20 protein-coding genes, 1 pseudogene and 1 riboswitch are annotated in these 26000 nt (G+C 68.2%); of the genes and pseudogenes, 12 read left to right on the top strand and 9 right to left on the bottom strand.

Going from position 1 to position 26000, the window contains the following annotated elements; genetic code table 11:
- Window positions 1–70 precede the first annotated feature (70 nt).
- Window positions 71–838: an enoyl-CoA hydratase/isomerase family protein gene (locus ACWGO0_RS03110; RefSeq protein WP_453527115.1), complete on the top strand. Its 768-nt coding sequence runs from the start codon at window positions 71–73 to the stop codon at window positions 836–838.
- Window positions 839–1089: 251 nt separating this feature from the next.
- Window positions 1090–1605 (top strand): ATP-binding protein, encoded by a 516-nt coding sequence (locus tag ACWGO0_RS03115; protein WP_453527118.1) that lies wholly within the window; start codon window positions 1090–1092, stop codon window positions 1603–1605.
- Between the two features lie 332 nt (window positions 1606–1937).
- Here ACWGO0_RS03115 and ACWGO0_RS03120 read toward each other — a convergent pair.
- Window positions 1938–2299: pseudogene (locus tag ACWGO0_RS03120) on the bottom strand (GNAT family N-acetyltransferase); the annotation flags it as partial.
- Window positions 2300–2355: 56 nt separating this feature from the next.
- Here ACWGO0_RS03120 and ACWGO0_RS03125 point away from each other — a divergent pair.
- Window positions 2356–2571, top strand: coding sequence for an EF-hand domain-containing protein (locus ACWGO0_RS03125; protein WP_453527121.1), 216 nt, complete (start codon window positions 2356–2358; stop codon window positions 2569–2571).
- Window positions 2572–2622: 51 nt separating this feature from the next.
- Here ACWGO0_RS03125 and ACWGO0_RS03130 read toward each other — a convergent pair whose 3' ends face one another.
- Window positions 2623–4113, bottom strand: coding sequence for a long-chain-fatty-acid--CoA ligase (locus tag ACWGO0_RS03130; RefSeq protein ID WP_453527122.1), 1491 nt, complete (start codon window positions 4111–4113; stop codon window positions 2623–2625).
- 161 nt (window positions 4114–4274) lie between these two features.
- On the opposite strand from ACWGO0_RS03130, the gene ACWGO0_RS03135 reads away from it, so the two are divergent.
- Window positions 4275–5558 carry a PucR family transcriptional regulator gene (locus tag ACWGO0_RS03135; protein WP_453527125.1) on the top strand — a complete coding sequence of 428 codons (1284 nt, stop codon included), beginning with the start codon at window positions 4275–4277 and terminating at the stop codon, window positions 5556–5558.
- Window positions 5559–5580: 22 nt separating this feature from the next.
- Here the strand turns inward: ACWGO0_RS03135 and ACWGO0_RS03140 are convergent, their stop codons facing one another.
- The gene (locus tag ACWGO0_RS03140) at window positions 5581–6525 is read right to left on the bottom strand and encodes a terpene synthase family protein (protein ID WP_453527128.1); all 945 of its coding nucleotides are present in this window, start codon (window positions 6523–6525) and stop codon (window positions 5581–5583) included.
- Window positions 6526–7531: 1006 nt separating this feature from the next.
- On the opposite strand from ACWGO0_RS03140, the gene ACWGO0_RS03145 reads away from it, so the two are divergent.
- Genes ACWGO0_RS03145 through ACWGO0_RS03155 form a run of 3 tightly spaced genes read left to right on the top strand, consistent with a single transcriptional unit; the run spans window position 7532 to window position 13477 of the window.
- Window positions 7532–8644, top strand: coding sequence for a phosphorylase family protein (locus tag ACWGO0_RS03145; protein ID WP_453527131.1), 1113 nt, complete (start codon window positions 7532–7534; stop codon window positions 8642–8644).
- Window positions 8641–12789: an NACHT domain-containing protein gene (locus ACWGO0_RS03150; RefSeq protein WP_453527134.1), complete on the top strand. Its 4149-nt coding sequence runs from the start codon at window positions 8641–8643 to the stop codon at window positions 12787–12789. Before ACWGO0_RS03145 ends, ACWGO0_RS03150 begins: the two co-directional genes overlap by 4 nt.
- A gap of 43 nt (window positions 12790–12832) precedes the next feature.
- The gene (locus ACWGO0_RS03155; RefSeq protein WP_453527137.1) at window positions 12833–13477 is read left to right on the top strand and encodes a hypothetical protein; all 645 of its coding nucleotides are present in this window, start codon (window positions 12833–12835) and stop codon (window positions 13475–13477) included.
- A 269-nt stretch (window positions 13478–13746) separates the two neighbouring features.
- On the opposite strand, the gene ACWGO0_RS03160 is transcribed toward ACWGO0_RS03155, so the two are convergent.
- The 6 genes from ACWGO0_RS03160 to gcvT all read right to left on the bottom strand — a co-directional run bounded on the left by ACWGO0_RS03160 (window position 13747) and on the right by gcvT (window position 19940).
- On the bottom strand, window positions 13747–14646 hold the full coding sequence (locus ACWGO0_RS03160) for a nucleotidyl transferase AbiEii/AbiGii toxin family protein (RefSeq protein WP_453527140.1): 900 nt from the start codon (window positions 14644–14646) through the stop codon (window positions 13747–13749).
- Window positions 14646–15260, bottom strand: coding sequence for a type IV toxin-antitoxin system AbiEi family antitoxin domain-containing protein (locus ACWGO0_RS03165; protein ID WP_453527143.1), 615 nt, complete (start codon window positions 15258–15260; stop codon window positions 14646–14648). The genes ACWGO0_RS03160 and ACWGO0_RS03165 overlap by 1 nt, the downstream gene beginning before the upstream one ends.
- A gap of 255 nt (window positions 15261–15515) precedes the next feature.
- A complete protein-coding gene (locus tag ACWGO0_RS03170) occupies window positions 15516–16901 on the bottom strand; it encodes an L-serine ammonia-lyase (protein WP_453527146.1) in 1386 nt (461 codons plus the stop codon).
- Between the two features lie 153 nt (window positions 16902–17054).
- A complete protein-coding gene (glyA, locus tag ACWGO0_RS03175; protein ID WP_453527148.1) occupies window positions 17055–18314 on the bottom strand; it encodes a serine hydroxymethyltransferase in 1260 nt (419 codons plus the stop codon).
- An 18-nt stretch (window positions 18315–18332) separates the two neighbouring features.
- Window positions 18333–18710 carry a glycine cleavage system protein GcvH gene (gene gcvH / locus ACWGO0_RS03180; RefSeq protein WP_453527150.1) on the bottom strand — a complete coding sequence of 126 codons (378 nt, stop codon included), beginning with the start codon at window positions 18708–18710 and terminating at the stop codon, window positions 18333–18335.
- 102 nt (window positions 18711–18812) lie between these two features.
- Complete coding sequence (gene gcvT, locus ACWGO0_RS03185; RefSeq protein ID WP_453527153.1) at window positions 18813–19940, bottom strand: glycine cleavage system aminomethyltransferase GcvT; 1128 nt, start codon at window positions 19938–19940, stop codon at window positions 18813–18815.
- Between the two features lie 177 nt (window positions 19941–20117).
- A riboswitch (glycine riboswitch) is annotated at window positions 20118–20215 on the bottom strand.
- Window positions 20216–20371: 156 nt separating this feature from the next.
- Between gcvT and ACWGO0_RS03190 the strand changes: the two genes are divergently transcribed.
- The 5 genes from ACWGO0_RS03190 to ACWGO0_RS03210 all read left to right on the top strand — a co-directional run bounded on the left by ACWGO0_RS03190 (window position 20372) and on the right by ACWGO0_RS03210 (window position 25992).
- Window positions 20372–21046, top strand: a complete 675-nt coding sequence (locus ACWGO0_RS03190) for an AAA family ATPase (RefSeq protein WP_453527156.1) — start codon at window positions 20372–20374, stop codon at window positions 21044–21046.
- A gap of 71 nt (window positions 21047–21117) precedes the next feature.
- Complete coding sequence (locus ACWGO0_RS03195) at window positions 21118–21888, top strand: enhanced serine sensitivity protein SseB (RefSeq protein ID WP_453527159.1); 771 nt, start codon at window positions 21118–21120, stop codon at window positions 21886–21888.
- A gap of 115 nt (window positions 21889–22003) precedes the next feature.
- On the top strand, window positions 22004–22807 hold the full coding sequence (locus ACWGO0_RS03200; protein ID WP_453527162.1) for an enhanced serine sensitivity protein SseB C-terminal domain-containing protein: 804 nt from the start codon (window positions 22004–22006) through the stop codon (window positions 22805–22807).
- Window positions 22808–23136: 329 nt separating this feature from the next.
- Complete coding sequence (locus ACWGO0_RS03205) at window positions 23137–24135, top strand: ABC transporter permease (RefSeq protein ID WP_453527165.1); 999 nt, start codon at window positions 23137–23139, stop codon at window positions 24133–24135.
- A 63-nt stretch (window positions 24136–24198) separates the two neighbouring features.
- Window positions 24199–25992 (top strand): ABC transporter substrate-binding protein, encoded by a 1794-nt coding sequence (locus tag ACWGO0_RS03210; RefSeq protein ID WP_453527168.1) that lies wholly within the window; start codon window positions 24199–24201, stop codon window positions 25990–25992.
- The last annotated feature ends 8 nt before the right edge of the window (window positions 25993–26000 follow it).

The following is a 26000-nucleotide window of genomic DNA, read 5'->3' on the forward strand; positions in this document are numbered from 1 at the left end:
CGGAGCGGGCCCGGTGCTGTGACCAACAGCACCGGGCCCGCTGTCGTTAGCCCCCGTTAACCTGCCTCACATGACCGTAACTCTCGAAGTAAGCGACAACGTCGGCACGATCCGGCTGGACCGCCCGCCGATGAACGCCCTGGACGTCGCCACCCAGGACCGCCTGCGCGAGCTGGCCGAGGAGGCCACCCGCCGCGACGACGTGCGCGCCGTGATCCTCTACGGCGGCGAGAAGGTGTTCGCCGCCGGTGCGGACATCAAGGAGATGCAGGCGATGGACCACACGGCCATGATCGTGCGGTCCAAGGCGCTCCAGGACTCCTTCACCGCCGTCGCGCGCATCCCCAAGCCCGTCGTCGCCGCCATCACCGGTTACGCGCTCGGCGGCGGCTGCGAGCTGGCCCTCTGCGCCGACTTCCGGATCGCCGCGGACAACGCGAAGCTGGGCCAGCCGGAGATCCTGCTCGGCCTGATCCCGGGTGCGGGCGGCACCCAGCGCCTCTCCCGTCTTGTCGGCCCCTCGCGGGCCAAGGACCTCATCTTCACGGGCCGTCATGTGAAGGCGGCGGAGGCCCTGACGATCGGTCTGGTGGACCGCGTGGTGCCGGCCGCCGAGGTGTACGAGCAGGCGCACGCGTGGGCCGCCCGGCTGGCCCAGGGGCCCGCGCTGGCGCTGCGCGCCGCCAAGGAGTCCGTGGACGCGGGCCTGGAGACGGACATCGACACCGGGCTCACGATCGAGCGCAACTGGTTCGCCGGACTGTTCGCCACCGAGGACCGCGAGCGCGGAATGCGCAGTTTTGTGGAGGAGGGTCCGGGCAAGGCCAAGTTCCTCTGACCGAACGCCAGTTGGGCACAGAGTGACGCGCGTTCATCCGTGCGGGCGGATTAGCTGGGCCTTAAGAGAACCTTAAGGCCCAGCGGGCCGATGGTCGCGGCACATCCCGTTCCGGAGGCTGTTCTCGCAGCTCAGGACGGCTGTACGAGGGTGCGTTCTGCCAGTGGCATATGCCTACCCGCAACTACGGAATGGTCGATTCCGGGGTAGGGATTCCCCTGGAACGGCCCCGGAACCCGCTTCCTGCGGCCATGATGGTGGGCATGGCGGGCCTGGAGGGTGTGGAACAGCCGCGACCGCGCACTGGCGCAACCGCGGCGCGCTGGACATCAACTGTGGAGGACGAACAGGCGTTCAAGGCGCTGGAGTTGTTCGGGAATCCCACGGAGGACGAGGTCCGGCTGCCCTCGCGTCCGGAGTCCGCTGCGACCGCCCGCCGGCTCACCTCGGGTGTGGTGCTGCGACAGTGGGCGCTCTCCCCGCTGATCGCCGAGCACGCGGTCCTGCTCGTCTCGGAACTCGTCGGCAACGCGGTGCGCCACACCGGTGCCCGGGTCTTCGGTCTGCGGATGCTGCGCCGCCGGGGCTGGATCAGGATCGAGGTGCGCGACCCCTCGCGCGGGCTGCCCTGCCTGATGCCCGTACGCGAGATGGACATCAGCGGGCGAGGGCTCTTCCTCGTCGACAAGCTCTCCGACCGGTGGGGCGTGGATCTCTTACCGCGCGGCAAGACCACCTGGTTCGAGATGCGGATCTCCGACCGCTGAGCCCGCCCGCCCTTGCCCGTCACCGCGTCCGGACGCACAGAAGCCCCCGGTCAGCCGTTGTGCGGCGCGTCGGGGGCTTCTATGGGGGGGCCGTGAAATGGGGGGTGTGTTCACGGCCGCTCTGGACGACCTGGCCCGGGTCAATGGGGGTCGTGTCACCGACTATGGCAGACGGGCGACCCCGGTGCCAAAGTCGCAAGCCGGGCAATACTCCCGTAAGCGCACATTGTGCAGGTAAATCGTAGGTGTGATGAGTCACCCGCCTGGCTTTCCGTGCATAACCATGGAAGTGGTCGGGTAATTCATTGATCATCGGCTCAGCGGCGCCTCGGTGCCCACACCACCGCGTCCGGCACCAGATGCCGGGCGGCCAGGGCCGGCCGCTCACCGAGACGCCGGCCACGGGCCGCCTCGTCCACCTCGATCCCGGCCTCCCAGCGCCCCGCGACCCCGCGGCCCAGGATCACGACCCCGCCGTCCGTCGCCCAGACGCGCACGTCGTCGCGGCCAGCGGGTCACCGGGTGTGGCGGCCAGTGTGGACCGTACCCACTCCGGGTCCTCGTCGGTGAACACCACCGAGTGCGCGGTGAGCGCCAGCACTCCGGCATCCCGGCCGACCCCTCGGTTCGCGTTCCGCCCGTCCCGCGGAAGGGCGCACCGCCATGATCGTTTACCGGCCGCCGGTTCTGCCACCGAATACGCCCGATAATCTGACTCCCGTCAGTGACGCATTACGAAGGGGCGGAACAGTGGCGGACATCGAGTCGGCACGCAAGGCATTCGACCGGTTCGACCAGAACAAGGACGGCCTGATCACGGCGAGCGAGTACAAGAGCGCGATGGCGCAGCTCGGCGACCCGTTCGTCACCGAGACGGTGGCGCAGGCGATCATCAACTCGAACGACGCGAACGGTGACGGCCTGCTCACCTTCGACGAGTTCTGGGCCGCGCAGAACAAGGCCTGACCGACTGGAGGACCCCCGGCCACGGCGGCCGGGGGGCCGCCGGACGCGACGTCAGGACGTCGCGGTCAGCGCACGCTTGAGGACCTTGCCGGTCGGGCCGAGCGGCAGCTGCTCGGTGAACCGGACGATCCGCGGGTACTTGTGGCGGCCGAGCCGCTCGCGCGACCAGGCGATCAGTTCGTCCGCCGTGACCGGCTCCGCGTCCGGGCGCACCACCACGACCGCGCAGATCTCCTCGCCCCGGGCCTCGTCCGGCACCCCGATCACCGCGACCTCGGAGACCGCCGGATGCCGGACCAGGACCTCTTCGACCTCGCGCGGATAGATGTTGAAGCCGCCCCGGATCACCAGGTCCTTCTTCCGGTCGACGATGCTCAGGAAGCCCTCCGTGTCCCGTACCCCGAGATCCCCGGTGCGGAACCAGCCGTCCACGACCGCCGCCGCCGTCGCCTCCGGGTCGTCCAGATAGCCGGCGAAGACGTTGTGCCCGCGTACCACGACCTCACCGATCTCCCCGTCGGCCAGGAGCCGCACCGCATCGTCCACCGCCGGGTCGGCGAGGCCGATCTCCACACCCCACACCGGATGCCCCACCGTGCCGGGGCGCCGGCCCAGATGCGGCTGGTTGAACGTGGCGACGGGGGACGTCTCGGTGAGGCCGTAGCCCTCCAGGACCTGCGTCGAGAACGCGGCCTCGAACCGCTCCAGGACAGCCACCGGCAGCGCCGCACCGCCGGACACCGCGGCCCGCAGCGTCAGTCCGGCCGCCGCGGCGCGGTCCTGCGCCGCGGCCTCGACCAGTGCGTGATACATCGTCGGTACGCCCATGAAGATGCTCACGGCGTCCTGCGCCATGGCCCGCAGCGCCGCCGGTCCCGTGAAGCGCCCCATCAGGACGAGCGTCGCCCCGGCCCGCAGTGTCGCGTTCATCGCGCAGGTCTGGCCGTAGCTGTGGAAGAGCGGCAGACAGCCCAGCACCACGTCATCGGGACGCACGTCCAGCAGGTCCTGGGTGATGACGGACGCGTTGAGCACGATGTTGAGATGGGTCAGCAGCGCCCCCTTGGGGCGGCCGGTGGTCCCGCTCGTATAGAGGATCACCGCCGTGTCCGCCGGCTCGGCGGGGTCCGGCGCGAGCAGCGGCTCACCGTCCGGCGCACCGCGCACCGCCCGTACCCCCGCCGCCCGCGCCGCTTCCTCGGCCACCGGCCACAGCGGCCCCGAAGCGATCAGCGCCACCGAGCCGCTGTGCCGCAGGACGTACGCCACCTCTTCCGCGACGAGCAGCGCGTGCACCGGCACCACCGTCGCCCCGGCGGCCAGAGCCCCGTAGTAGGCGAGCAGGAACTCCGACGAGTTGGGCAGCAGCAGCGCCACCCGGTCGCCGGGCTTCACCCCGGAGGCCCGCAGGGCCCCGGCACACCGCAGCGACCGCGCCCACAGCTCGCCGTAGGTCAGGCGTACGTCACCGTCGACCACGGCGATGCGGCCGGGGTACCGGCGGGCGGACTCACCGAGGACGGTGGCGACGCTGAGAGACATGACACGCTCCGGAAAACTGTGCGGCAACACGGCTGTGGACCCTCAGAATCAGCCGCGAACACACCCGCCGGCCATGTGCAGATGCTCACCATCCGACCCGTCCACCTGGGCAGCAGCCTCACGCCCGTGCTTCTCGTGCGGCATTCGCCTAATCTCCCTCCATGGCGGAGAACCCTGCAACGGCCTCCCGGGCCGGCGACGACACCGAGCTGCGCCGCGCGCTGGCCGCGGCTCTCGTACCGGAGATCGACGAAGTGACCCGCAGGGTCGTCGACGACATCCACGCGCACAGCGCCACCTATGCCTCGGGCGCCCCCGTCAGCAGGAGCGACCTGTGGGAGATCTGCCGCGACAATCTGCTGCGCGCACTGGAGGACTTCGGCGGACTGCCGCCCACCGGGGGCGACTTCGAGCACGCGGCGCGTGAGACGGGGCGGCGCCGCGCGGAACAGAACGTCCCGCTGGACACGGTGCTCCAGGCCTACCGCCGTGGCGGCCGGGTGATGTGGCAGGTCATGGCCGAGCATCTGAGGGCGCGTGCCGGACGCGAGGCGGACGCCCGGCGGAGCCGGCCCGCTCTCCCCGACCGCCGGGACGTCGAGCTCGATGTCGCGGGCGCCGTGTGGGAGACCATCGACCGCTACTCCCTGGTCATGGCCGAGTCGTACCGGCTGACCCAGCTGGAGATGCAGGGCCGCCAGGACACCCGCCGCGGCGCCCTCTTCGAGGCACTGCTCGACGGGCGCGGGGCCGACCCGGCCGTCGAGGCGGCGGCGGCCACCGCCCTCGGCGTACCGCTCGCCGACCGGTACGTGATCGTGGTCGCAGCCCAGGACCCGGCCGCGCCGCCCAACCCGGCGCCCGTCCTGGAGGAGTGCGGGCTCTGGTCGTTCTGGCGGCCGAGGTCGGGGCGGTACGCCGGGATCGTCAGACTGGCGACGGACGAGTCCGGCCTGCTACTCCGGCTCCTCCGCGAACGCACCGGCGCGACCGCCGGGGTCTCACCGGAGTTCGACCGGCTTGCACAGGCGGGGCACGCGCTGCGGCTGGCGGAACAGACCCTGCGTACGCTGCCCGCCGGCAGCGGCGAGGCCGCCGCCTTCGACGACCGGCTGCCCGAGGTCCTGCTCACCGGACGGCACGAGATCGCCGACCGCATCGTCACCACGTACCTCGGCGCGGTGCTGGACACGGCGGCCGAACGCGACGCACTGCTCAGCACCCTGCGCGTCTGGCTCGACCACGGCTGCTCGGCGGCGCGCGCCGCCGAGCTCCTCTACTGCCACCGCAACACGGTCCTCAACCGGATCGGCCGGATCGCCGAACTCACCGGCAGATCCGCCGAGTCGGGTGAGGACCGGCTCGGCTGGGCACTTGCGCTGCGCGCCCTGCCCCTGTCGGGCACAGGTGACGAACGGCCGCCCGACAGCGACTACTTCGGCTGATACCGCTCCGCCCACGTGGCCGTCAGGCCGCGAAGTACCCGGACATCACGTCCCGTTCGTCGAGCTCCAGGAGATCGGGACGCGTGTACCGCTCGGCGCGCGCGTGGTAGTCGAAGTCGCCCCGGACGAGCCCGCGGTAATCCTGTACGCAGCGCTCCAGGGCGGCCCTGGTCCGGCCGTCTATACCCGCCGCGTATATTTCCTCGGCAAGTTCCTTTTCGGCCCGCTGTACGCGCTCGGCGATACGCGCCAGCTGAATTCCCGCCTCGTCGACCGCCTCCTGGAGCGTGCACCTGCGGTCCCGCTGAATGAGCCGGACGGCGTTGTGCTCGTAACCGAGCAGAGCCTCCTTCTCGAAGGAGCAGATGTCGTTGCAGAGGCCCGAATGATCGGTCACCGCGTTGCGCAGGGCGATATACGCAGGAAGGCTGCGTGCGGAATCCGGGAGATCGATTCCCGCGGTGATCTCGTGGAGATCCAGGAACGGCTGCATCGCCACCGAGTCCCGGCGGTGCTTCACGAAGTCGGCGCGGCTCGGCACCTGACCCGCGGCCCGCTCGACGGCCTCCGCGTAGTAGGTCCACAGCCAGGCGACGGTGTCCCTGCGGAACTGCCGGATCCAGCGCTGGGACCGGTTCCGGCAGGTCCGCCACCGCAGTCCGTCGAGCGCGCGCTCCATGGGGCCGTGCGGCACGGCTCCGTCCAGCACGTCCACCAGCCGGGCGATCGCCTCCTCGCACATCTGCGGATCGCGGCCGGCCGGGCCGTCGTCGAACTCGTCGTCCACCAGGAAGGCCCAGAACAGCCATTGGCAGAAGAGATCGAGATGTTTCTGCGAGGCGGAAGGAAAGATGAGGGATATCCAGAGTTCCGGCCGTGTCCGCAGCATCTTCTTCCTGGCCACCGGAGACAGCAGGAGATCATTGGATTCCGCCCACTCCCAGGCGGCCTTCCTCGTTTCCTCCATGCCTGGATTGCACCCTGTGCTCTGGAACGGCATATGAAACGCCGGCAACACAATCTGGCTCATTGGTGCCCCTCGTCGAGACGATGCGGATGAACGATACGAACGGGGAATTGATCGAATTCACGCATCGGTGCCGGCTTGTCGGCACGAGGGTGCTCCAGGTCCATCAGTCCTGGCCAGAGGGTCACCGTACGAGGTGAGACGGTCATGCGGTCCACTTCCCTCCGCCGGGTGCCCGGGGCATCGGATCCGTGTGCGCGGGCCGTCGGGACCGCGCGCGTCACCATGCGTGACACCTAGTGAACCCTTTGTCGGCGGTTGGCGGAAGCGGTTTGTGACCGAAATTGCGTGATCGCCAGGAACACCTGAACGTTTCTGAGCATTCGGTGAACCCCTGGGACCACACGCCGAGTTGGGACGAAAGCCCGGTCGAACGACATGCCGAACGGTGTGCCGAGCGACGTGCGAACGACGTGCCGAGCGGGGCGCCGCACAGGGCGGCGGCCCGGCCCGATGGGCGGCCCGGTCAGCGGCCGGGACGGTCCGTCAACACCCGATGATGTTCACCGCGAGACCGCCGCGCGCGGTCTCCTTGTACTTGACGCTCATGTGGGCTGCTTTTGATTAAGGGTGTGACCTGCGGGTTTGGCATAGCCAGGTCCGACTGGCGTCACGTCAGGGACCTTTCAGGGACTTTCATGCCCCAGTTGCCTTCAAAGATCTCCGGAGTACGTGCCGGTGAGCGGGTTGGTGGGGCGCCGGTGCCTCTCCCCCTACTGGTACGAATCGGTGTTGGGAGTACGTACTGCTACTTCCGGGATCCGAGGACCAACGAGAACGGTGGTGCACTAGCAGGTGTACACGTCGGCCCCTTCCTGCTCGATCGGCGAGAGCCTGTAGCCGGCATTGCCCATGCACCATGTTTCACGGGCATTCGGCCCACAGCGCATGCCCCGTCCGCGCTAGTGTTGCGTGAGATTGTCGGCTGAGGCCAAGGGCAGGGTACGTGGAGCCGAGTGCAGACGTAGTAGTTCTCACCGCACTACCAGTTGAGTTCCGGGCCGTGTTGCACTTGTTGCGCGACCAGTCGACGCTCGTTCATCCGCAAGGCACGAGCCTCGTGAAGGGGACGCTTCCTGGACTTGGGGGGACCGTTGCCGTCGCACGAATCGGAGCCGGCAATCTGACGTCGGCCGCCATTGCTGAGCGTGTCCGCCAGTGGCTGCGCCCACAGGCGTTGCTGTTCGTCGGCGTTGCGGGTGGACTGAAGCCAGAGGCCCGACTCGGTGACGTCGTGGTGTCGACGAAGGTTTACCACCTGCATCCGGGCAAGGAGACACCCGAAGGCTTCCACGCCCGACCGGTGCCAGGCGCTGTGTCGCACAGGTTGGAGCAGGCGGCAGGAGTCGCCTTGTGCTCGGAAAGCTGGCGCAAGTCGGTTCCTGATGAGGTGCGAGCGACCTGGCAGGAAGACGGTCCGCACGTTCACTTCCAGCCCGTCGTCGCTGGTGAGGTCGTCCTGAATTCCCCGGTCACTCCTCTGCGTGACCAGATCACGTTCCACTGCGGTGACGCCCTGGCCATCGAGATGGAGTCCGCCGGCGTTGCCCGCGTCGCTGACCTGTCGGAGGGCCTTCGGATCCTCACTCTTCGAGGCGTCAGCGACCACGCCGATGCCAGCAAAGGCGAAGCCGATGCGTCGGGTTCGCAGTATCGGGCGTCCGCACACGCCGCCGCCGCGGCGGCCGCCCTCGCGTGTGAGCTGCTGCCGGAGATGGCTGGACCTGGCGGAACGAGCCGCGCCGTACGCTCCGCGGGAGCCATTGGCGAAGCGTCAGCCCCGGAGGCCGAGTGGGTGAGGGCCCTGATGGCCTTTGCCGACATGGGCAGGGGGGATTTCCGGCACAGTGTCCTCACCGACATGGGGCGCATACTCGGCCTGCCTCATGCCTTCATGGCGGCGGAATCAACGGTGGCCCGTGATCACGTGCGGGAGATCGTCCGTCGGATGAACACCTACCGGGATGCCCCTGCTGCACGCACGGCCCTCTACGCCGCTCTTGAGGATGCTCGTCCTGACGAAGGGGCCCTCGAAGGGCTGAGCCGGTTGTTGCCATGACGAATGAGGTTTTCACCGTACAGGCCCCGCGTTGGTGCCGCGTACGTGCCGACAGCTCTCCCGACGGGGACTTCTTCCCGCTGGACGACGACGGATTCCTGGGCAGCGAGCACATTGTGGCGCCGCCTGGGTCCGAGGCCACCGCGGGTCTGCTCGTTGCCCCGGGTGATGTCGCCCGTGATGGGGCAACCGTGTTGCTGGGTGAACCGGGTGCCGGAAAGACCTCGGTGTTCAGGTTGCTGGTGCAGGAGCTACCGATGTGGGACGACCCCTTCGTCCCCGACGGGGCGGACCGATGCGTGTGGGTCGATGGCCCCGATCTGACAGCTGCCACCTGGGACGAGGTCTTGGGGAGTCACCTCAGGGGGCTGCCGAGCGTGGCATCGGGCCAGGGGCCGTCGCCGAGCGGGAACTTGACGATGGTGATCGACCAGGCCGACGAGAGCGAGATCTGTCGCCATTTTCCCTCCTACCTGAAGCGTTGCCTGAAGAACAGAGACGTGCGGGGGCTCAGGCTGCTGTTCGCCTGTCGGACGGGCGACTACCCGTCCGGTCTGACATCCGTTTTCCGTGAGGCCTTCGGTGGTTGTTCCCTGGTGGACCTCGCCCCGTTATCGCGGTCCGATGCCGTGGCGCTCGTAGAAAGCGCTGGTGTATGCGGGGAGCAGCTGATCTCCGAGGTGGTCGCTCTCCGCGCGGGAGCTCTCGCCAGTGTGCCTCTCACCCTCGAACTCATCGTGCGTGAGTACCGGGCACACGGCTGCCTGAGGGGCGGCGCGAAGGAGCTGTTCGACGATAGTGTTCGACTGCTGTCGCAGGAGTACGACCCCGACCGTCTGACTGTGGCCGCACCGGCGACGACATGGCCGCAGCGGCTGGAAGTCGCGGGCCGTATCGCCGCACGACTGGTGCTTTCAGGTCGGCGCACCCTGTGGCGGGGGAGTCCACGCGAGGATAGGCCACGGACAACCGACCTGGATGTGTCCACCCTCTCCGGAGGCAGCGAACAGACGTCAGGCTGTCAGACCTTCGAGGTGACCCCGACCGTCGTCGATGAAGTGCTGTCCTCAGGCTTGTTCACCGCGAGCGGCAACCACAGGTTCGCATTTCGTCATTCGTCGCTTGCGGCCTTCCTCACCGCCAAGCACCTCATCTCCCGATCCGTCCCGGACGCAGTGCTCCGCCGCCTGTTCCTGGTCGAAGCGCCGGACCAGGAAGCGGCCGGCATCCCTGTGTCTCTGCGGGAATCCGCTGCCTGGCTGGTGGCTTTGGACCCCGACCGCACACCATGGCTCGCTTCGGCCGACCCGGAGAGCCTGACCATGCACAGCGGACTCGTCCGCTCCGACAACGTCAGGGCATTGATCGTCAGGCGCTTGCTGGAGCGCGCCGCTGATGTGGAACTCGGTGAAGCCAGATGGCTTCAGACTCGCTGGGCGCTCGGTCATCCCGGTCTGGCCGGCCAACTCGCCCCGGCTCTCGCCCTCGACCCCGCGGACTTCGGTGACTGGGAAACTCGGGCTCGGGCCCAAGTGGCCATTCAGTTGGCGAAGCAGTGCCCGTCGCCAGGTCTCGCACCGCTGCTTCTGAAGGTGGCGGCAGATCCTCGGTGGCCGGCCGACAACCGTGCGAACGCTGCCAGAGCCGCCTTCGCCTGCGACGGGGCCGTGGCCGCACCTGTCCTCAAGGAGGTGTTGGCCACGCTCGGGCCGGGAAGGGAGACAGATCCGGGCCTGAGACTCCGGGGCGCTCTGCTCGCCCTGCTCTGGCCCCGCTTCCTCGACACGAAGACGATGCTCGACGCGCTGAGCGAGGCACCGAGCGATGAGCGCTACGGGGCGTACGAGCACTTTCTCGCAGAGATGCCCGCCAAGTGCCCCGCGGAGGATGTGCACCGCATCGTGGCATGGCTGGCGCAGGACGTGGAGGACCGGACAGCGATACCTGACGGTCGCAGGAAGCCGTTCGCGGAAGACAGGCTTGTCTCCGGCACGGTCGACAGGGCGTTGAGTGTTGCGGGTGCGGAGTCACTGCTGCCCGACATCGCCCGGATCCTGACGGCACGCATATTGGGTCATGAGAAGGCGGAGTTCCCCCAGGTACTGAACCCGCTCACGCCCGATGGGCTCGAGCCGGTCCCGATACGCGATCTGCGGCGCAAGCTCGCAGCCGCCCTGCTCGCCCGGGGAATCGCGGCGGGACAGACCATGAGGTATTTCGGGTGGCTCGTCGTGCGCGAATGGCAGTCTCCCCGCACATGGTTTGGCGAGCCCGAAGGATCGCACGGCGACCGACACAACCTGCTCGACTCAGGTGACTTCGCCTGGGCGTTGCAAACGGCCGCCGATTGCGCCGAGCAGGCAGACGCGTATGCGCAGCTCGCGGAGATACTCTTCGATCAGGGGAGCCAAGAACACTTCGAACTGGCCTACGAGAGCCAGGACAATCCTGCCTGGCCGTATCTGCGATGGTTCTACGAACCGATCGAGATCCGTGGTGACCTCGCTGACAACTGGCGCAGGATCCACCGTGCCTCACGCCCGCCGACCTGGCCCGAGAGCGCGAAGTTCATCGCACGACAGCGAGAGCGCCTCCAGCGGGCACGTCAGCATGACACCGACAGCTTCTGGGCTCTGCTCTGGGACCTGCAGATCGATCCGAATACCGGAAAGGGACAGCACCGCTTCGACGACAAGATCAGCGATTGGCCGGGACGCTCCGTGTTCACCGTTGAGGAACTCGCCGATCTGCCCTGCTGCGCCCTGCAATTCCTGCGGCTCGAGAACGACCACGCCGATGAATGGCTCGGATTGGAGAAACGGGACAAGCGCGCCTGGGCCGGCGTCCTGTCGCTGTCGCTGCTCGACGACGCGGGTCGGCTGGACGACCTCGAACCAGACCGGTGGAGTGCCTGGGTGGGCGCAATCGCTGACCCGTGGTATGTCCTCTCGTCCACGACGTGGGCGCTGCTGCTCCAGAGGGCGGCCGTCAATGATCCCCAGGGTCTTGCTCGTGCGATCAGGACAGCTGCCAGGGCGCAACTGGCCCACGGAGTACAACCGTTGGTTCTGGAACGCGTCGAGGCGACCTGGTCCTCGGTCGTCACCGAGATATGGGAAGAGATCCTGGCGGCGCTGTCCGCTGCCCTCCTGCCCGACTTCCGCTCGGCTCGCCCGGCGGGTGCGTGGTCCGTGGCCGCAGAGGCATTCGAGAAGGGAGAGGAGGGTCGGGCAGCGCTGGTTCGTACGTGGTCCGGGCTCCTCGCCGGCCTTCTTACCGTGGAGAACACCCTCGCACGGTCTGTCGCCGAGTTCGCACTCATGGCAGTGGAGCGGGACGGCGAAGCCGGGGATCTCGAGCTCCCGGTGCTCGTCGCTTGCGTTCTGGTGGGGGTCGACGGCTTCGAGGCGTGGACCGGTCTCAGAGAACTCATTGACGCATCGGCCCGCTTCAGCCGGGATCTCGCTCTGAAATGCGCAGGGCGCTCCGAGCGTGGGCATGTCGAGGTACACGCCGATGAAGAGGGGCTGAGCGCGCTCTATCGGTGGCTGAATACGGTCTTCCCTCAGGACCGGAACAGCCGACCGCTCGGGGTGCATACCGTGACTCCCGAAATGGAGGCGCTGGACTGGCGTGAGGCGCTGCCCGGGACGCTGAGCCGCCGCGGCACTCCGGAGGCGGTCGACCAGCTGAAGGCGCTGGCAGCCGAGTTTCCCGCGCGCTTGAACCTGCGAGCCGCGCTGGTGTCGGCACGGGCCAACTGCCTTGCGGCGACGTGGACTCCAGTCGACCTCGATGAGGTCGTCGCCCTCCTGGCCGGGGTCGCATCTTCGTCTGAGTCCACGCTTGTCGAAGCCCGACTCGTCGACGTGTTGGAATCCTTCCAGGACATGGGAAGCCATGAATTCCGTGGGGGGATCGTGCGGGACATGCAGCGGCTCATGAATGCGGACCGGCTCCTGCCCATCGCGGACCACAACATGGCGCGTGATCATCTGCGAGAGATCGCCGGGTATGCCTACAGCGAGGGCGGCCCGGAGGCCCGGCTCGCCCTGCTCACGGCACTGGAACAAGCCCGTCCCGACGAGAAGTCCCTGGAACTGCTCAGGGGACTGCTCGCGGTGCGCGAGAGCTGGTCGGCTTGAAACGCCGACCGGGTGGAACGAGTGGTGGCAACGGGGATGAGGAATGGAATTTCTACGCGATATCGGCACGTCACTGCTTGCCAGCGCTCTCTTCTTGGCGCTGGTATGGGCATTCTCGAAGACTGCCCGTCGCCTTATGCGTGGCCTTGCTGCCCATCTACTGCACCTGGATGTGGAAGAGGTCTTCGCCAACAGTCGAGATGCGGCACACGACATCAAGCGGGAACTGGGTCGGGCGAGGGAGGTGTCCGTTCTGACAGGCCGCGGTTCTGAACTACAGCGCGACTTGTTCGAGGAGCTGTTCCTTCGCTGTCGGGCTCGCCGCTCCCGCTGTCGCATACTGCTGCCGAAACTTGATGTTCCCGCAGGAGAGCCGGACTGGATCACCGACCGGGAGGAGGAGATCCAGGTCTTCGACTCCGCTTTCGGCGCCGGTCTGCTGCGCCGCCAGATCGCGGCGACCTACGACTACCTTGCTCCGCTCACGGTGGAGGGACACCTCGAAGCACGTGGTTATGGCGTTCCACACATCGGCCGGATCATCGTAACCGAACGGGTTGTCTATCTGACTCCGTACTCGGCCGACCGGCATGGCAGGGAATCCCCCGTGATCAAATACCGTCGTGGAGAGACATATGACGTCCTGCTGCGTCTGATTGACAAGTTGTGGGTGGGCGGGCCGGCCTGACCGCCGGGCCGAATGGGTACTCCTTGCTTCCTGCTCGCACCCGCAGCCTCTTTGCCTTGGCCGCCGGGCTCCGGGCACATTGTTCCGAACCCACGTAGCCCCGGTTCGTGACGTGGGCCTACGGATGGGAAGTTCCTGCATTCCCTGGCGTCACGAACGACTGGGCATCCACCGTTCCGTGTGTCGGGCGCACCTCCGACAGTCAGTGACGGGATGTCATTGACGCTTCGGGGGGTGGGGCATCTCCTGCGGTTTGTGAGGGAGCCGGATCACGTCCACGTATTGGCTGAGCTGTTCCAACTACGTGTGGCGGCGGTGCCTGCGAGCAGTGGGTCTGCGAATGCGATGACCAGGCCGACCACGTCAGTGAAGAGATTCGGATAGCCGGCCGAGGAAGGTCCCTGTCGGCGGCGCCAGGCGGCGTAGGAGGATTGGCGGCGCACGGCGAGGTCGGTGATCGCGGCGCTGAGGGGCTTCAGCTCTATGCCACGGTGTGTGGCGGTGGCGGTCAGCGCTGCGGCCAGCTCTTCGCCGTTGAGATTGTTGAGTGTCAGCAGGCGGTAGAGGTCCGCGTAATCACGGTCGCGGGTGTTGAGATCGCCGAGCGAGATGGCGGTGGACAGTTTCTCGGCGATGACGGTGGCGAGCGGGTAGCCGAAGAGTTGGAAGCTGTCCGTGGTGAGCTGCTGCGGGTAGTTGATGGTCTGAGGTCCGGGAGTGACGGGATCGCCAAAGCTGATGTCCAGTTGGAGCTTGAGACGCGCCCGGGCGATCGATGCGGCCATCGACAGCCGTAGGCCGTGATACTCGTCCTCCTCTCGGATGGGTACGGTTCTGAGTGTGGCGGAGTCGTATGCCACACCGTCGTCGACTTCAGTGGTGGCGATCGAGGCGATTCTGCGGATGATCTCGGCTTCCTCGCCGGAGAACGCGTGGCCGAGGATGTCGATGTCACGGGTCATCCGGCGGGCGCCGAACTGAGCGAGCAGCAGGCCGCCTTTGAGGATGAAGTGCTCGCGGCCGAGGGGGGATGCTCCCAGGCGGTAGAGGAAGCGTTCGAGTACGTACTCGACCATGACCTCGTCCGTTGAACGGCCGTTGCGACGAGCCAGATTGCGCAGATCATTGTAGACGCGGCCTGCGGTGGTAGCGCGAGTTGGGTTGACCATCAGGCGAGCACCGCCTCTACGGCGGGGCGGATGACGGAGAGCGCACCCAGCTCGCGCGCGATGAGTTGGAGTTCGCCGACCCCGCTTCGTCCGCTGCGACGCAGGTAGCGGCCGAGCGCGGACAGGGCCATGGTCTCGCCGATTCTGCCACGGTGGCGCATCGCGTCGACGACGCTGCGGGCGGCGTTGTATGCGGGAATGGTCTCTCCCGGCGCGGCCTCGAACCGTTCGACGCCGAGGGCGAAGGTCTTGGCCGCGTACTGCGCCACCACGGTCGGGGGGTAAGAGATCGTGGGACGGCGTGATCCGCGTGGTACGGCGATGTGCACGGCGCTGGGAATGTCGTCGATCAGCTCGTGCAGAGCCAGGGCCGACTCCCCGCACAGGACAGCGCGAGGCGCCCGCGTGCACACGGCCAGTAGATCTGCGTATGCGGTCTCCGGTGCGTCTGCCCGCCGGTACACGCCACGGGACAGTTCGTCTATCTCCCCTTCGGTTACCAGGTACGCCAGATCACGAGCGGAGAGAAGGGCTTGACGCGCCTGCGCGGTCGTGAACGTCGGAGAGAGGCCAGCCAGCCGCTGCTCCAGGCGCGAGATTTCCGCAGCACTCATGTATCGAATAGTACCCCTCTGATGGGAATGAGGGATCGATTTGGTACATTCAGATAGCGGGGGGTGGAGTTCCCGTCGTTGACTATGCGCCACAAACCTGCAGGTCAGACGCCCATCCCGTGGGGATTTCCCAGGACTTTGCAGGGACTTTCACGTCTGTCCCCCCGGCGGGAGGGCAGGGACCTTCCGCCGCGTAAATAGGGAAGGCCCTGACAGCGCTGAAAGACACGAACGCGCTGGTCAGGGCCTATACGTCTAGCACTCGATGATGTTCACCGCGAGACCGCCGCGCGCCGTCTCCTTGTACTTGACGCTCATGTCGGCGCCGGTCTCCTTCATGGTCTTGATGACCTTGTCGAGGGAGACCTTGTGGGTGCCGTCGCCGCGCAGTGCCATCTTGGCCGCGGTGACGGCCTTGACCGCCGCCATGCCGTTGCGCTCGATGCAGGGGATCTGGACGAGACCGCCCACCGGGTCGCAGGTCAGGCCCAGGTTGTGTTCCATGCCGATCTCGGCGGCGTTCTCCACCTGCTCGGCCGAGCCGCCGAGTACCTCGGCGAGGGCGCCGGCCGCCATGGAGCAGGCGGAGCCGACCTCGCCCTGGCAGCCGACCTCGGCGCCGGAGATCGAGGCGTTCTCCTTGAAGAGCATGCCGATGGCTCCGGCGGAGAGGAGGAAGCGGACGACGCTGTCGTCCTTCTCGGCATCGGTGCAGCCGCCGGCGGCGAAGTTCATGTAGTAGTGCAGAACGGCGGGGATGATGCCGGCCGCGCCGTTGGTCGGGGCGGTGACGACACGGCCGCCCGCGGCGTTCTCCTCGTTGACCGCCATCGCGTAGAGGGTGATCCACTCCATCGCGTGGGCCTGCGGGTCGCCCTCGGCGCGCAGCTGGCGCGCGGAGTTCGCGGCGCGGCGGCGGACCTTCAGGCCGCCGGGCAGGATGCCCTCGGTGGCCATGCCGCGGGCCACGCACGCCTGCATGACACGCCAGATGTCCAGGAGGCCGGAGCGGATCTCGGCCTCGGTGCGCCAGGCCTTCTCGTTCTCCAGCATCAGGGAGGAGATGGACAGGCCGGTCTCCCGGGCGAGGCGGAGCAGTTCGTCGCCGGTGCGGAAGGGGTGCTTGAGCACGGTGTCGTCCGGGACGATCGGGCTCTCGCCGGCCACCGCGTCCTCGTCGACGACGAAGCCGCCGCCGACGGAGTAGTACGTCTTCTCCAGGAGCGGGGCGCCTTCGTGGTCGTACGCGAAGATCGTCATCCCGTTGGCGTGGTACGGCAGGGCCTTGCGGCGGTGCAGGACCAGCTGTTCGTCGGTGTCGAAGGGGATCTCGTGCATGCCGAGGAGGCTGAGGCGCCCGGAGGAGCGGATCTCCTCGACGCGCGCGTCGGCGCCCTCGACGTCGACCGTACGGGGCGACTCGCCCTCCAGGCCGAGCAGGACGGCCTTGGGGGTGCCGTGGCCGTGGCCGGTCGCGCCGAGCGATCCGTACAGCTCGGCACGTATCGAAGCCGTGTGGGCCAGCAGGCCCTCGTTCTTCAGACGGCGCGCGAACATACGGGCCGCGCGCATCGGGCCGACGGTGTGGGAGCTGGACGGGCCGATGCCGACCGAGAAGAGGTCGAAGACCGAGATGGCCACGGGAGAACTCCTAAGGGTTTGGAAGACGCCGTTGTCTGCCGGGTGGTGCGGGGCGGGCCGGTGGGCCCGCAGAGCGCGGGGCAGCGGTAGGGGCACCGCGCTCACTGTTCAGTGTGCGCGGTGCCCCCACCGGATGTGCAAACTGCGGATGACCTACTTGAGGCCGGGGTACAGCGGGAACTTGTCGGCCAGCGCGATGACGCGGGCCTTCAGGTCGTCCGCGTCGTAGGACGGCTTCAGGGCCGACGCGATGATCTCCGCGACCTCGGTGAAGTCCTCGGCCTGGAAACCGCGGGTGGCCAGGGCCGGCGTACCGATCCGCAGACCCGAGGTGACCATCGGCGGGCGCGGGTCGTTCGGGATGGCGTTCCGGTTGACCGTGATGCCCAGCTCGTGGAGCCGGTCCTCGGCCTGCTGGCCGTCCAGCTCGGAGTTGCGCAGGTCCACGAGGACCAGGTGCACGTCCGTACCGCCGGAGAGTACGGAGACGCCGACCTCGGTGACGTCCTGCTGGACCAGGCGCTCGGCCAGGATGCGCGCGCCGTCCAGGGTGCGCTGCTGGCGCTCCTTGAACTCCTCGCCCGCCGCGATCTTGAACGAGACGGCCTTGGCCGCGATCACGTGCTCCAGCGGGCCACCCTGCTGACCGGGGAAGACCGCGGAGTTGATCTTCTTCGCCAGCTCCTGGGTGGAGAGGATCACACCGCCGCGCGGACCGCCGAGGGTCTTGTGCGTGGTGGTCGTGACGACGTGGGCGTGCGGCACCGGGTTGGGGTGCAGACCCGCGGCCACCAGGCCGGCGAAGTGCGCCATGTCGACCATCAGGTACGCGCCGACCTCGTCCGCGATGCGGCGGAAGGCGGCGAAGTCGAGCTGACGCGGGTACGCGGACCAGCCCGCGACGATCAGCTTCGGCTTGGTCTCCTTGGCGAGGCGCTCGACCTCGGCCATGTCCACGATGCCGGTCTCGTCGACGTGGTACGGGACCACGTTGTAGAGCTTGCCGGAGAAGTTGATCTTCATGCCGTGGGTCAGGTGACCGCCGTGGGCCAGGCTCAGGCCCATGATCGTGTCGCCCGGCTTCAGCAGCGCGAACATCGCGGCGGCGTTGGCCTGCGCACCGGAGTGCGGCTGCACGTTCGCGGCCTCGGCGCCGAAGAGCGCCTTGATGCGGTCGATCGCGATCTGCTCGACGACGTCGACGTGCTCACAGCCACCGTAGTAGCGGCGGCCCGGGTAGCCCTCGGCGTACTTGTTGGTGAGGACGGAGCCCTGCGCCTCCATGACGGCGACCGGAGCGAAGTTCTCCGAGGCGATCATTTCGAGGGTGGACTGCTGACGGTGGAGCTCGGCGTCGACAGCGGCGGCGACGTCCGGGTCCAGCTCGTGGAGGGAGGAGTTGAGAAGCGACATCAGGGGGTCCCTTGGGTCTCAGTTGCCGGAGAACTCGGTGTACTCGTCGGCGGAGAGCAGGTCCTTCGGCTCCTCCGCGACGCGTACCTTGAACAGCCAGCCGCCCTCGAAGGGAGCGGAGTTCACCAGCGACGGGTCGTCCACGACGTCCTGGTTCGACGCGGTGACCTCACCGGTCACCGGCGAGTACAGGTCGCTGACCGACTTGGTCGACTCGAGTTCGCCGCAGGTCTCGCCCGCGGTCACCGTGTCGCCGACCTCCGGGAGCTGGGCGTACACGACGTCACCGAGCGCGTTGGCCGCGAACTCGGTGATGCCGATCGTGGCGACGCCGTCCTCGAGGGCCGACAGCCACTCGTGCTCCTTGCTGTACCGCAGCTGCTGGGGGTTGCTCATGACCTGAATTCTCCTGTACGCGGGGGAGTGCTGATGAACGGTGGTCTTACGGTGTGAGACGCGACTGCGTCACGTGGGCAGAGGCTGCCGCGCCCTACGGTTCTACTTCTGGCGCTTGTAGAACGGCAGCGCCACGACCTCGTACGGCTCGTGCGTGCCCCGGATGTCGACTCCGACGCCCGCGGCGCCGGGTGCGGCGTGCGCCGCGTCCACGTACGCCATGGCGATCGGCTTGCCCAGCGTGGGCGACGGGGCACCGGAGGTGACCTCACCTACGACCTTGCCGTCCGCGACGACCTCGAAGCCGGCGCGGGGGACCCGGCGGCCCTCGGCGATCAGGCCGACGAGCTTGCGCGGGGGAGCGGTCTCGGCGCGCTCGGCGGCGGCCTGAAGGGCCTCCCGCCCGACGAAGTCGCCCTCCTTCTCGAACTTCACGACCCGGCCGAGACCCGCGTCGAACGGGGTCAGCGCGGTCGTCAGCTCGTGCCCGTACAGCGGCATGCCCGCCTCCAGGCGCAGCGTGTCGCGGCAGGAGAGCCCGCACGGGATCAGGCCGACGGGGGCGCCCGCCTCGGTGAGGGCCTTCCACAGCTGCTCGGCGTGCTCGGGGGCGACGAAGAGCTCGAAGCCGTCCTCCCCGGTGTAGCCGGTACGGGCGATCAGCGCCGGGACACCGGCGACGGTGCCGGGCAGGCCCGCGTAGTACTTGAGCCCGTCCAGGTCGGCGTCCGTGACGGACTTCAGGATGCCGGGGGACTCCGGGCCCTGGACGGCGATCAGCGCGTACGCGTCACGGTCGTCCCGTACGACGGCGTCGAAACCGGCGGCGCGCTCGGTGATCGCGTCGAGGACGATCTGCGCGTTGCCCGCGTTGGCGACGACCATGTACTCCGTCTCGCCCAGGCGGTAGACGATCAGGTCGTCCAGGATTCCGCCGTCCTCGCGGCAGATCATGGTGTACCGGGCGCGGCCGAGGCCGACCGTGCCGATGTTGCCGACCAGCGCGTGGTTCAGCAGGTCGACGGCCTGCGGACCCGTGACCGTGATCTCGCCCATGTGCGACAGGTCGAAGAGACCGGCCTTCGTACGCACGGCGTTGTGCTCGTCGCGCTCACTGGCGTAGCGCAGGGGCATGTCCCAGCCCGCGAAGTCGGTCATGGTCGCGCCCAGCGAACGGTGCAGGGCGTCCAGCGCGGTATGGCGGGGGGCAGTGCTCGGGGCAGTGCTCATGGATATGGCTCCAGGGCATGACGACAGAGGACGATCCCTCCCCATCTGTCATCGGAACCTGAGAGGTTCGCCGAGAGGCCCTGAAGGGGGTCAGTCCCTGATGAACGGGGACAATCCCTGCAGAGGTCGGCTTGCACCTTGGGTGGAGCCGCAAAACGGCTCGCTTTTCAGATCTGCCTCATCCACGCGGTACGGGGCCTGAGAGATTCAAGGGAGGAACTTGCTCCTTCGGCGCCCGGCACACACAGTGTCCGGAACTCTCCCGCGCGGATTCAAACGGCCGGTATGCAGTTGGCGGGGTCATCATCGCACGAGGTGCGGGAGAGTGGGGCGTCCGGTCCCGACGGAAACGCGCCGGTGAGCCGGTTGTGCCGCATTACCTTTTCTTTACACTTCTTGGGCAGATGTGGGTCACCGGACAGGGGGAGGCGATGACGTTGCAGCGTTACGCGACGACCGCGGGGGTCGCGCACGGCGCGGTGCCGCCGCAGCAGGCGGCGCCCGTCCGCGAGGCGCTGGGCACGCACGCACCCGTCGTGCGCGATCTGCGCAGCCGGGACGGGCGCAGCCCGCGCAGCCTGGACTTCGCCGCGGGCGACGTCGTGGTCGTCTCGGGGCTGCCCGGCAGCGGCAAGTCGACCCTGATCCGCCGCACGGTGACGGACCGGGCCATCGACTCCCAGGACACCAGGGACCGCTGGGCCCGCGCCCTGCCCGGCCTGCTCCCGTACGCCCTCTACCGGCCGCTCGTCAGGGCCGCCCACTACACCGGACTCTGGCAGGCACTGCGCTCCGGCGAGGCCGTCGTGGTCCACGACTGCGGTACGCAGACCTGGGTACGGCGCTGGCTGGCCCGGGACGCCCGGCGCCGGGGCCGCATCCTGCACCTCGTCCTGCTCGACGTCACCCCCGAGGTGGCCAGGGAGGGGCAGCGGGAGCGCGGGCGCGGAGTCTCGGGTTACGCCTTCGCCCGCCACCGGCGCTCCGTCGGCCGGCTCATGCGCGACACGGAGACCGGCCTGCTGCCCGCGGGATGCGCATCGGCGGTGCTCCTGGACCGTCAGGCCGCGGACGCGCTGGACCGGATCTCCTTCGCGCGTACGTAGGACGCACCGCGCCGGCCCCGCTCGTCTACGATCGCTGCCGCAGAGCATGACGAGAAGGGAACAGGGGACCAGTGGACAATCCGGCGCCTTTCGAGACGCAGCCGCACCACGGCTGGCCGGGCAACGAGCTCGAAGAAGTACTGGTCGCCTCCCTCGGCGTCCCGGAGGCCGCCGGCCGGCTGCTCGAAGTGCTCGGCCGCAGCCAGCTCTGGGTGCCGCTGCCCAACGGCGGCAGCACCGCCAGCGCCGACCTCGATCTGCCGATGATGGACATCGAGGGATCCGCGTACGTCCCCGTGTACAGCTCCGAGGCCCAGTTCCTGCTGTGCGTCGGCACCCACCTCTCCTTCGCCGTGGCGCCCGCCCGCGAGTTCGCCCGCGGGCTGCCCCCGCAGGTCGGCATCGCGTTGAACCCCGGCGGAGCCGTCGGCCTGCCCCTGCCGCCGCCCGCCGTCGCCGAACTGTGCCGGGCCGGCCGTACACCCCTGGACGGTCCCGCCAGCGGCGGCCGGGTCACGCTGTACGAGCCGGACTGGCAGGTCGACCCCGTCGACTTCCTCGCCGCGGTGTCCGGGGAGTTCCAGGAGAGCGGCGTCGTGAGCACCGCCCGCCGGGCGCTGGCCACCATCGAGGGCGGCGACCCCGTCCTCTTCGTCGGTGTCGAGTTCGCCACCTGGGACGGTGCGGGGCAGAGCGCCCCGATGGACGCGCTGGGCCGTGCGCTCGGCCGGGTCCAGCCGCCCTGGCCGGTCAATCTCGTCCTGCTCGACGTGGCGCAGGACCCCGTCGGGGACTGGATGCGGGAGAAGGTACGGCCCTTCTACCGGCGCGACGGACACTGACCGCCGTCAAGTCGGTGTCAAAAGCGAGGCATAAGCTGGTTTGATGGCGGGGTCGCACCCGTGTGCCCGGAAGTGGCGAGGCGACACAGCGGATCGATGAGGGGCGGGACCCAGAGTGAGCGCGTCAGGCACCGCGGCGGCCGGGCAGATCGAGCACGTGCTGGGCCAGGTGACGCCCGGGCGCTACGACGCGTACGAAGCGCTGCTCCAGGCCCTGACCGACGGCCGGCTCTGGATGCTCCTCTGGCACGGCACCGCCGGTTCACCCGACGCCCAGTACGGGAACATGGAGGTCGACGGGCTGGGCTACGCCCCCTGTGTGACCTCGGCCCAGGAGCTCTCGGCCAGCGGCTGGAACCGGGCCCACGAACTCGTCACCGGACGTGACATCGCCCGCGCGCTCTTCCCCGACCGCTGGGGGATCTGGCTCAACCCGCACGCCCCCGGCGGCGGCGTCGGCATCCCCTGGCTCGACCTGCGCCGCATCGCGACCGGCCTCGACCGGATGCCCGCCGGACCGCTGCGGCTCTCCGAGCCCGCCATCGAGATCCCGCAGTTCTACGCGCTGCTCACACAGAACGCCCACCGCACCCCGGCCGTCCGCTCGCTGCGCCGCGCCTGGGTGCAGCCCGCGCTCGGTGTCCCGTACCTCGCGATCGGGCTCGATCTCTACGACACCGGCCGGCCGTCCGTCGACGCCGTGCGCGCCATGATGCAGCAGTCGATCGGCGCGGTCCCCGACGGCCTGCCCGTCTCCACGGTCTCGATGTCCGACGAGTACGACCCCGTCGCGATGTGGCTGCGCGCCAACTCCCGTCCGTTCTACGACCGCGAGGCGCACGCCCCGGCCGGACCGCCGCCCGGCACCCCCGGATACGGCTACCCGCCGCCCGCCGGCCAGGCCCCGCGCGCGTTCTAGTCCCCTTTTCGCCCCAATGGCCGGGCGAACTGCAATTCACCCGCTCTGTGGGCCGCTGCCACCCAAAGCGGCCTTGGCGGTACTCCGTGCCCTAATCCATGCCAACCTCCCCGTGTCCGGGGGGCGTTCACGTGCGTCCGGATAACGGATCAGCCCTGATGCATCACGGTTAGGCATCCATTCACCGCCAAGTCTGGCAACCTGTCGCGGCCCCGATGAAGACTCCCGCAACAAGGGATGTTCCGTCCCTGAACACAAACGGACTGATCACGCCGCCACAGCGGCAAGTGTGTACCGGCCACCGCCGGTTGAGAGGGGTCCCTGGCACGATGACGGCACCACTTCACGAGCCGACAACGGAAGCGGCCCCGACGGCGGGATTCGAGGCCGGCGTCCCGGAGAAGGCGGTGCAGGGCCGCTCGCTGGGCCGCATCGCCTGGGAGCGTCTGAAGCGGGACAAGCTGGCCCTCGGCGGGGGCGTCGTGGTGCTGGTGCTCGTCCTCGTCGCCGTACTGGCGCCGCTGATCACGAGTCTGGTCGGGCAGTCGCCGTACGAGCGCCACGAAGAACTGATCGACCCTCTCTTCTCCACTCCCATCGGGTCGTTCGGCGGGATGAGCTCGGAGCATCTGCTCGGCGTCGAGCCGGTCAGCGGCCGGGACATCTTCGCCCGCATCGTCTACGGTGCCCAGGTCTCGCTGCTCGTCGGCTTCGCCTCCGCCGTCGTCGCCATCGTGCTCGGCACGGTTCTCGGCGTACTCGCGGGCTTCTTCGGCGGCTGGCTGGACACCGTCATCAGCCGCGTGATGGACATGCTGCTGGCCTTCCCGCAGCTCCTCTTCATCATCGCGCTGGTCTCGGTCATGCCGAACGAGATGCTGGGTCTGACGGGTACCGGAGTCCGGCTCTTCGTGATGATCCTGGTCATCGGATTCTTCGGCTGGCCGTACGTCGGCCGGGTCGTGCGAGGCCAGACCCTGTCGCTGCGCGAGCGGGAGTACGTGGACGCGGCACGCAGCCTGGGGGCCGGGCGGATCTACATCCTCTTCAAGGAGCTCCTGCCCAACCTCGTCGCGCCCATCATCGTGTACGCCACGATGATGATCCCGACCAACATCCTCACCGAGGCCGCCCTGAGCTTCCTCGGTGTCGGAGTGAAGCCGCCCTCCGCCTCCTGGGGCGAGATGTTGTCCTCGGCCCTGAGCTACTACGAGGCCGACCCGATGTACATGGTCGTCCCAGGTGTGGCCATCTTCATCACCGTTCTCTCCTTCAACCTCTTCGGTGACGGCGTACGCGATGCGCTCGACCCGAAGGGTTCTCGCTAACTGCCGTACCCCGCGGAGCCCGTGCACCGCACGGGCCGCTTCTACACACGGAGGATCCGAATCGTGACTACCCGACGGAACGCACGGCGCAAGCAGGCAGTGGCCGCTGCTGCCGTGGTCGCGGCGCTGCTCTCCACCGCGGCATGCGGCGGCAGCGAGGACGGCAAGGACAACGGCAAGGAAGGCAAGGGCGGCGCGGCGGCCGGCTTCGACGCGGCCAACAACAAGATCGCCAACCCTTCGGAGAAGAAGGGCGGCACGCTGAAGTTCGCCGGTGCCCAGGACGCCGACTCGTGGGACACCACGCGCGGCTACTACGGCTTCGTGTGGAACTTCATGCGCTACTACAGCCGCCAGCTGGTGACCGGCAAGGCCGAGCCGGGCAAGGCCGGGGCCGAGCTGACGCCGGACCTCGCCACCGAGCGCGCCAAGATCACCGACGACGGCAAGACCTACACGTACACCCTGCGCGACGGTGTCACGTGGGAGGACGGCAAGCCGATCACCTCCCAGGACATCAAGTACGGCATCGAGCGCCAGTGGGCGCAGGACGTGCTGTCCGGTGGCCCGGTCTACCTGCGTGACATCCTCGACCCCAAGGGCGAGTACAAGGGTCCGTACAAGGACACCTCCAAGGACAAGCTGGGCCTGAAGGCCATCGAGACGCCGGACGAGAAGACCATCATCTTCAAGCTCCCGACGGCGAACTCGGACTTCGAGGAGATCCTGGCGCTGACCTCGTCCTCGCCGGTCCGTCAGGACAAGGACACCAAGTCGAAGTACGGCCTGAAGCCGTTCTCCTCCGGCCCGTACAAGTTCGAGTCCTACGAGCCGGGCAAGTCCGTCGTGCTGGTTCGCAACACGAACTGGAAGCAGGCGTCCGACCCGGTCCGCAAGGCGCTCCCGGACAAGATCACGCTGAACCTGTTCTCTAACGCGGACGACATGGACAACCGCCTGATCGCCGGTGACTTCGACCTGGACATCAACCAGACGGGTCTCTCCCCGCAGGGCCGTATCAAGGCGCTGAAGGAGCACAAGGGGAACCTGGACAACCCGGTCTCCGGCTACATCCGTTACGCGGTCTTCCCGCAGAACGTCGCGCCGTTCGACAACATCGACTGCCGCAAGGCCGTCATCTACGGAGCCGACCACAAGTCGCTCCAGACCGCGCGCGGCGGCCCGGTCGCCGGTGGCGACATCGGCACCAACATGCTGCCCCCGTCGGTGCCCGGCTCCGAGGGCCAGAAGTACGACCCGTTCGGCCTCGCCGCCAACGACGGCGCTCCGGACGTCACCAAGGCCAAGGAAGCGCTGAAGGCGTGCGGCAAGCCCGAGGGCTTCTCCACCACCATCGCCGTCCGTAACAACAAGCCGGTCGAGGTCGCCACCGCCGAGTCGCTCCAGGCGTCGCTCGGCAAGGTCGGCATCAAGGTCGACATCGACAAGTACGACGGTTCGCAGACCTCCGGCATCATCGGCAACCCGTCCGTGGTCAAGAAGAAGAACTACGGAATCATCATCATGGGCTGGGGTCCGGACTTCCCCTCGGTCCAGGGTTACGGCGCGCCCCTCTGGGACAGCAGCTACATCCTCGAGAGCGGCAACAACAACTTCGCCATGATCGACGACAAGGCGATCGACGCCAACTTCGACAAGTTCTCCGTCGAGCTCGACCCGGAGAAGAAGAAGGCCATCGCCACCGAGATCAACCACCAGGTGATGGAGGGCGCGTACTACCTGCCCTTCGTCTTCGAGAAGTTCATCAACTGGCGCTCCCCGCGACTGACGAACGTCTACACGACGGACGCCTACAGCGGTACGTACGACTTCACCAGCCTGGGCGTTGTGAAGTAACCACCACA

The sequence above is a fragment of the Streptomyces sp. NPDC055749 genome (assembly GCF_053617235.1).

What these genes read in the sequence shown, in the direction of transcription:
- ACWGO0_RS03110 (WP_453527115.1), top strand. Translation starts at nt 71, where the DNA reads ATGACCGTAACTCTCGAAGTAAGCGACAACGTCGGCACGATCCGGCTG.
- ACWGO0_RS03115 (WP_453527118.1), top strand. Translation starts at nt 1,090, where the DNA reads ATGATGGTGGGCATGGCGGGCCTGGAGGGTGTGGAACAGCCGCGACCG.
- ACWGO0_RS03130 (WP_453527122.1), bottom strand. Translation starts at nt 4,113, where the DNA reads ATGTCTCTCAGCGTCGCCACCGTCCTCGGTGAGTCCGCCCGCCGGTAC.
- ACWGO0_RS03135 (WP_453527125.1), top strand. Translation starts at nt 4,275, where the DNA reads ATGGCGGAGAACCCTGCAACGGCCTCCCGGGCCGGCGACGACACCGAG.
- ACWGO0_RS03140 (WP_453527128.1), bottom strand. Translation starts at nt 6,525, where the DNA reads ATGGAGGAAACGAGGAAGGCCGCCTGGGAGTGGGCGGAATCCAATGAT.
- ACWGO0_RS03150 (WP_453527134.1), top strand. Translation starts at nt 8,641, where the DNA reads ATGACGAATGAGGTTTTCACCGTACAGGCCCCGCGTTGGTGCCGCGTA.
- ACWGO0_RS03155 (WP_453527137.1), top strand. Translation starts at nt 12,833, where the DNA reads ATGGAATTTCTACGCGATATCGGCACGTCACTGCTTGCCAGCGCTCTC.
- ACWGO0_RS03160 (WP_453527140.1), bottom strand. Translation starts at nt 14,646, where the DNA reads ATGGTCAACCCAACTCGCGCTACCACCGCAGGCCGCGTCTACAATGAT.
- ACWGO0_RS03165 (WP_453527143.1), bottom strand. Translation starts at nt 15,260, where the DNA reads ATGAGTGCTGCGGAAATCTCGCGCCTGGAGCAGCGGCTGGCTGGCCTC.
- glyA (WP_453527148.1), bottom strand. Translation starts at nt 18,314, where the DNA reads ATGTCGCTTCTCAACTCCTCCCTCCACGAGCTGGACCCGGACGTCGCC.
- gcvH (WP_453527150.1), bottom strand. Translation starts at nt 18,710, where the DNA reads ATGAGCAACCCCCAGCAGCTGCGGTACAGCAAGGAGCACGAGTGGCTG.
- gcvT (WP_453527153.1), bottom strand. Translation starts at nt 19,940, where the DNA reads ATGAGCACTGCCCCGAGCACTGCCCCCCGCCATACCGCGCTGGACGCC.
- ACWGO0_RS03190 (WP_453527156.1), top strand. Translation starts at nt 20,372, where the DNA reads ATGACGTTGCAGCGTTACGCGACGACCGCGGGGGTCGCGCACGGCGCG.
- ACWGO0_RS03205 (WP_453527165.1), top strand. Translation starts at nt 23,137, where the DNA reads ATGACGGCACCACTTCACGAGCCGACAACGGAAGCGGCCCCGACGGCG.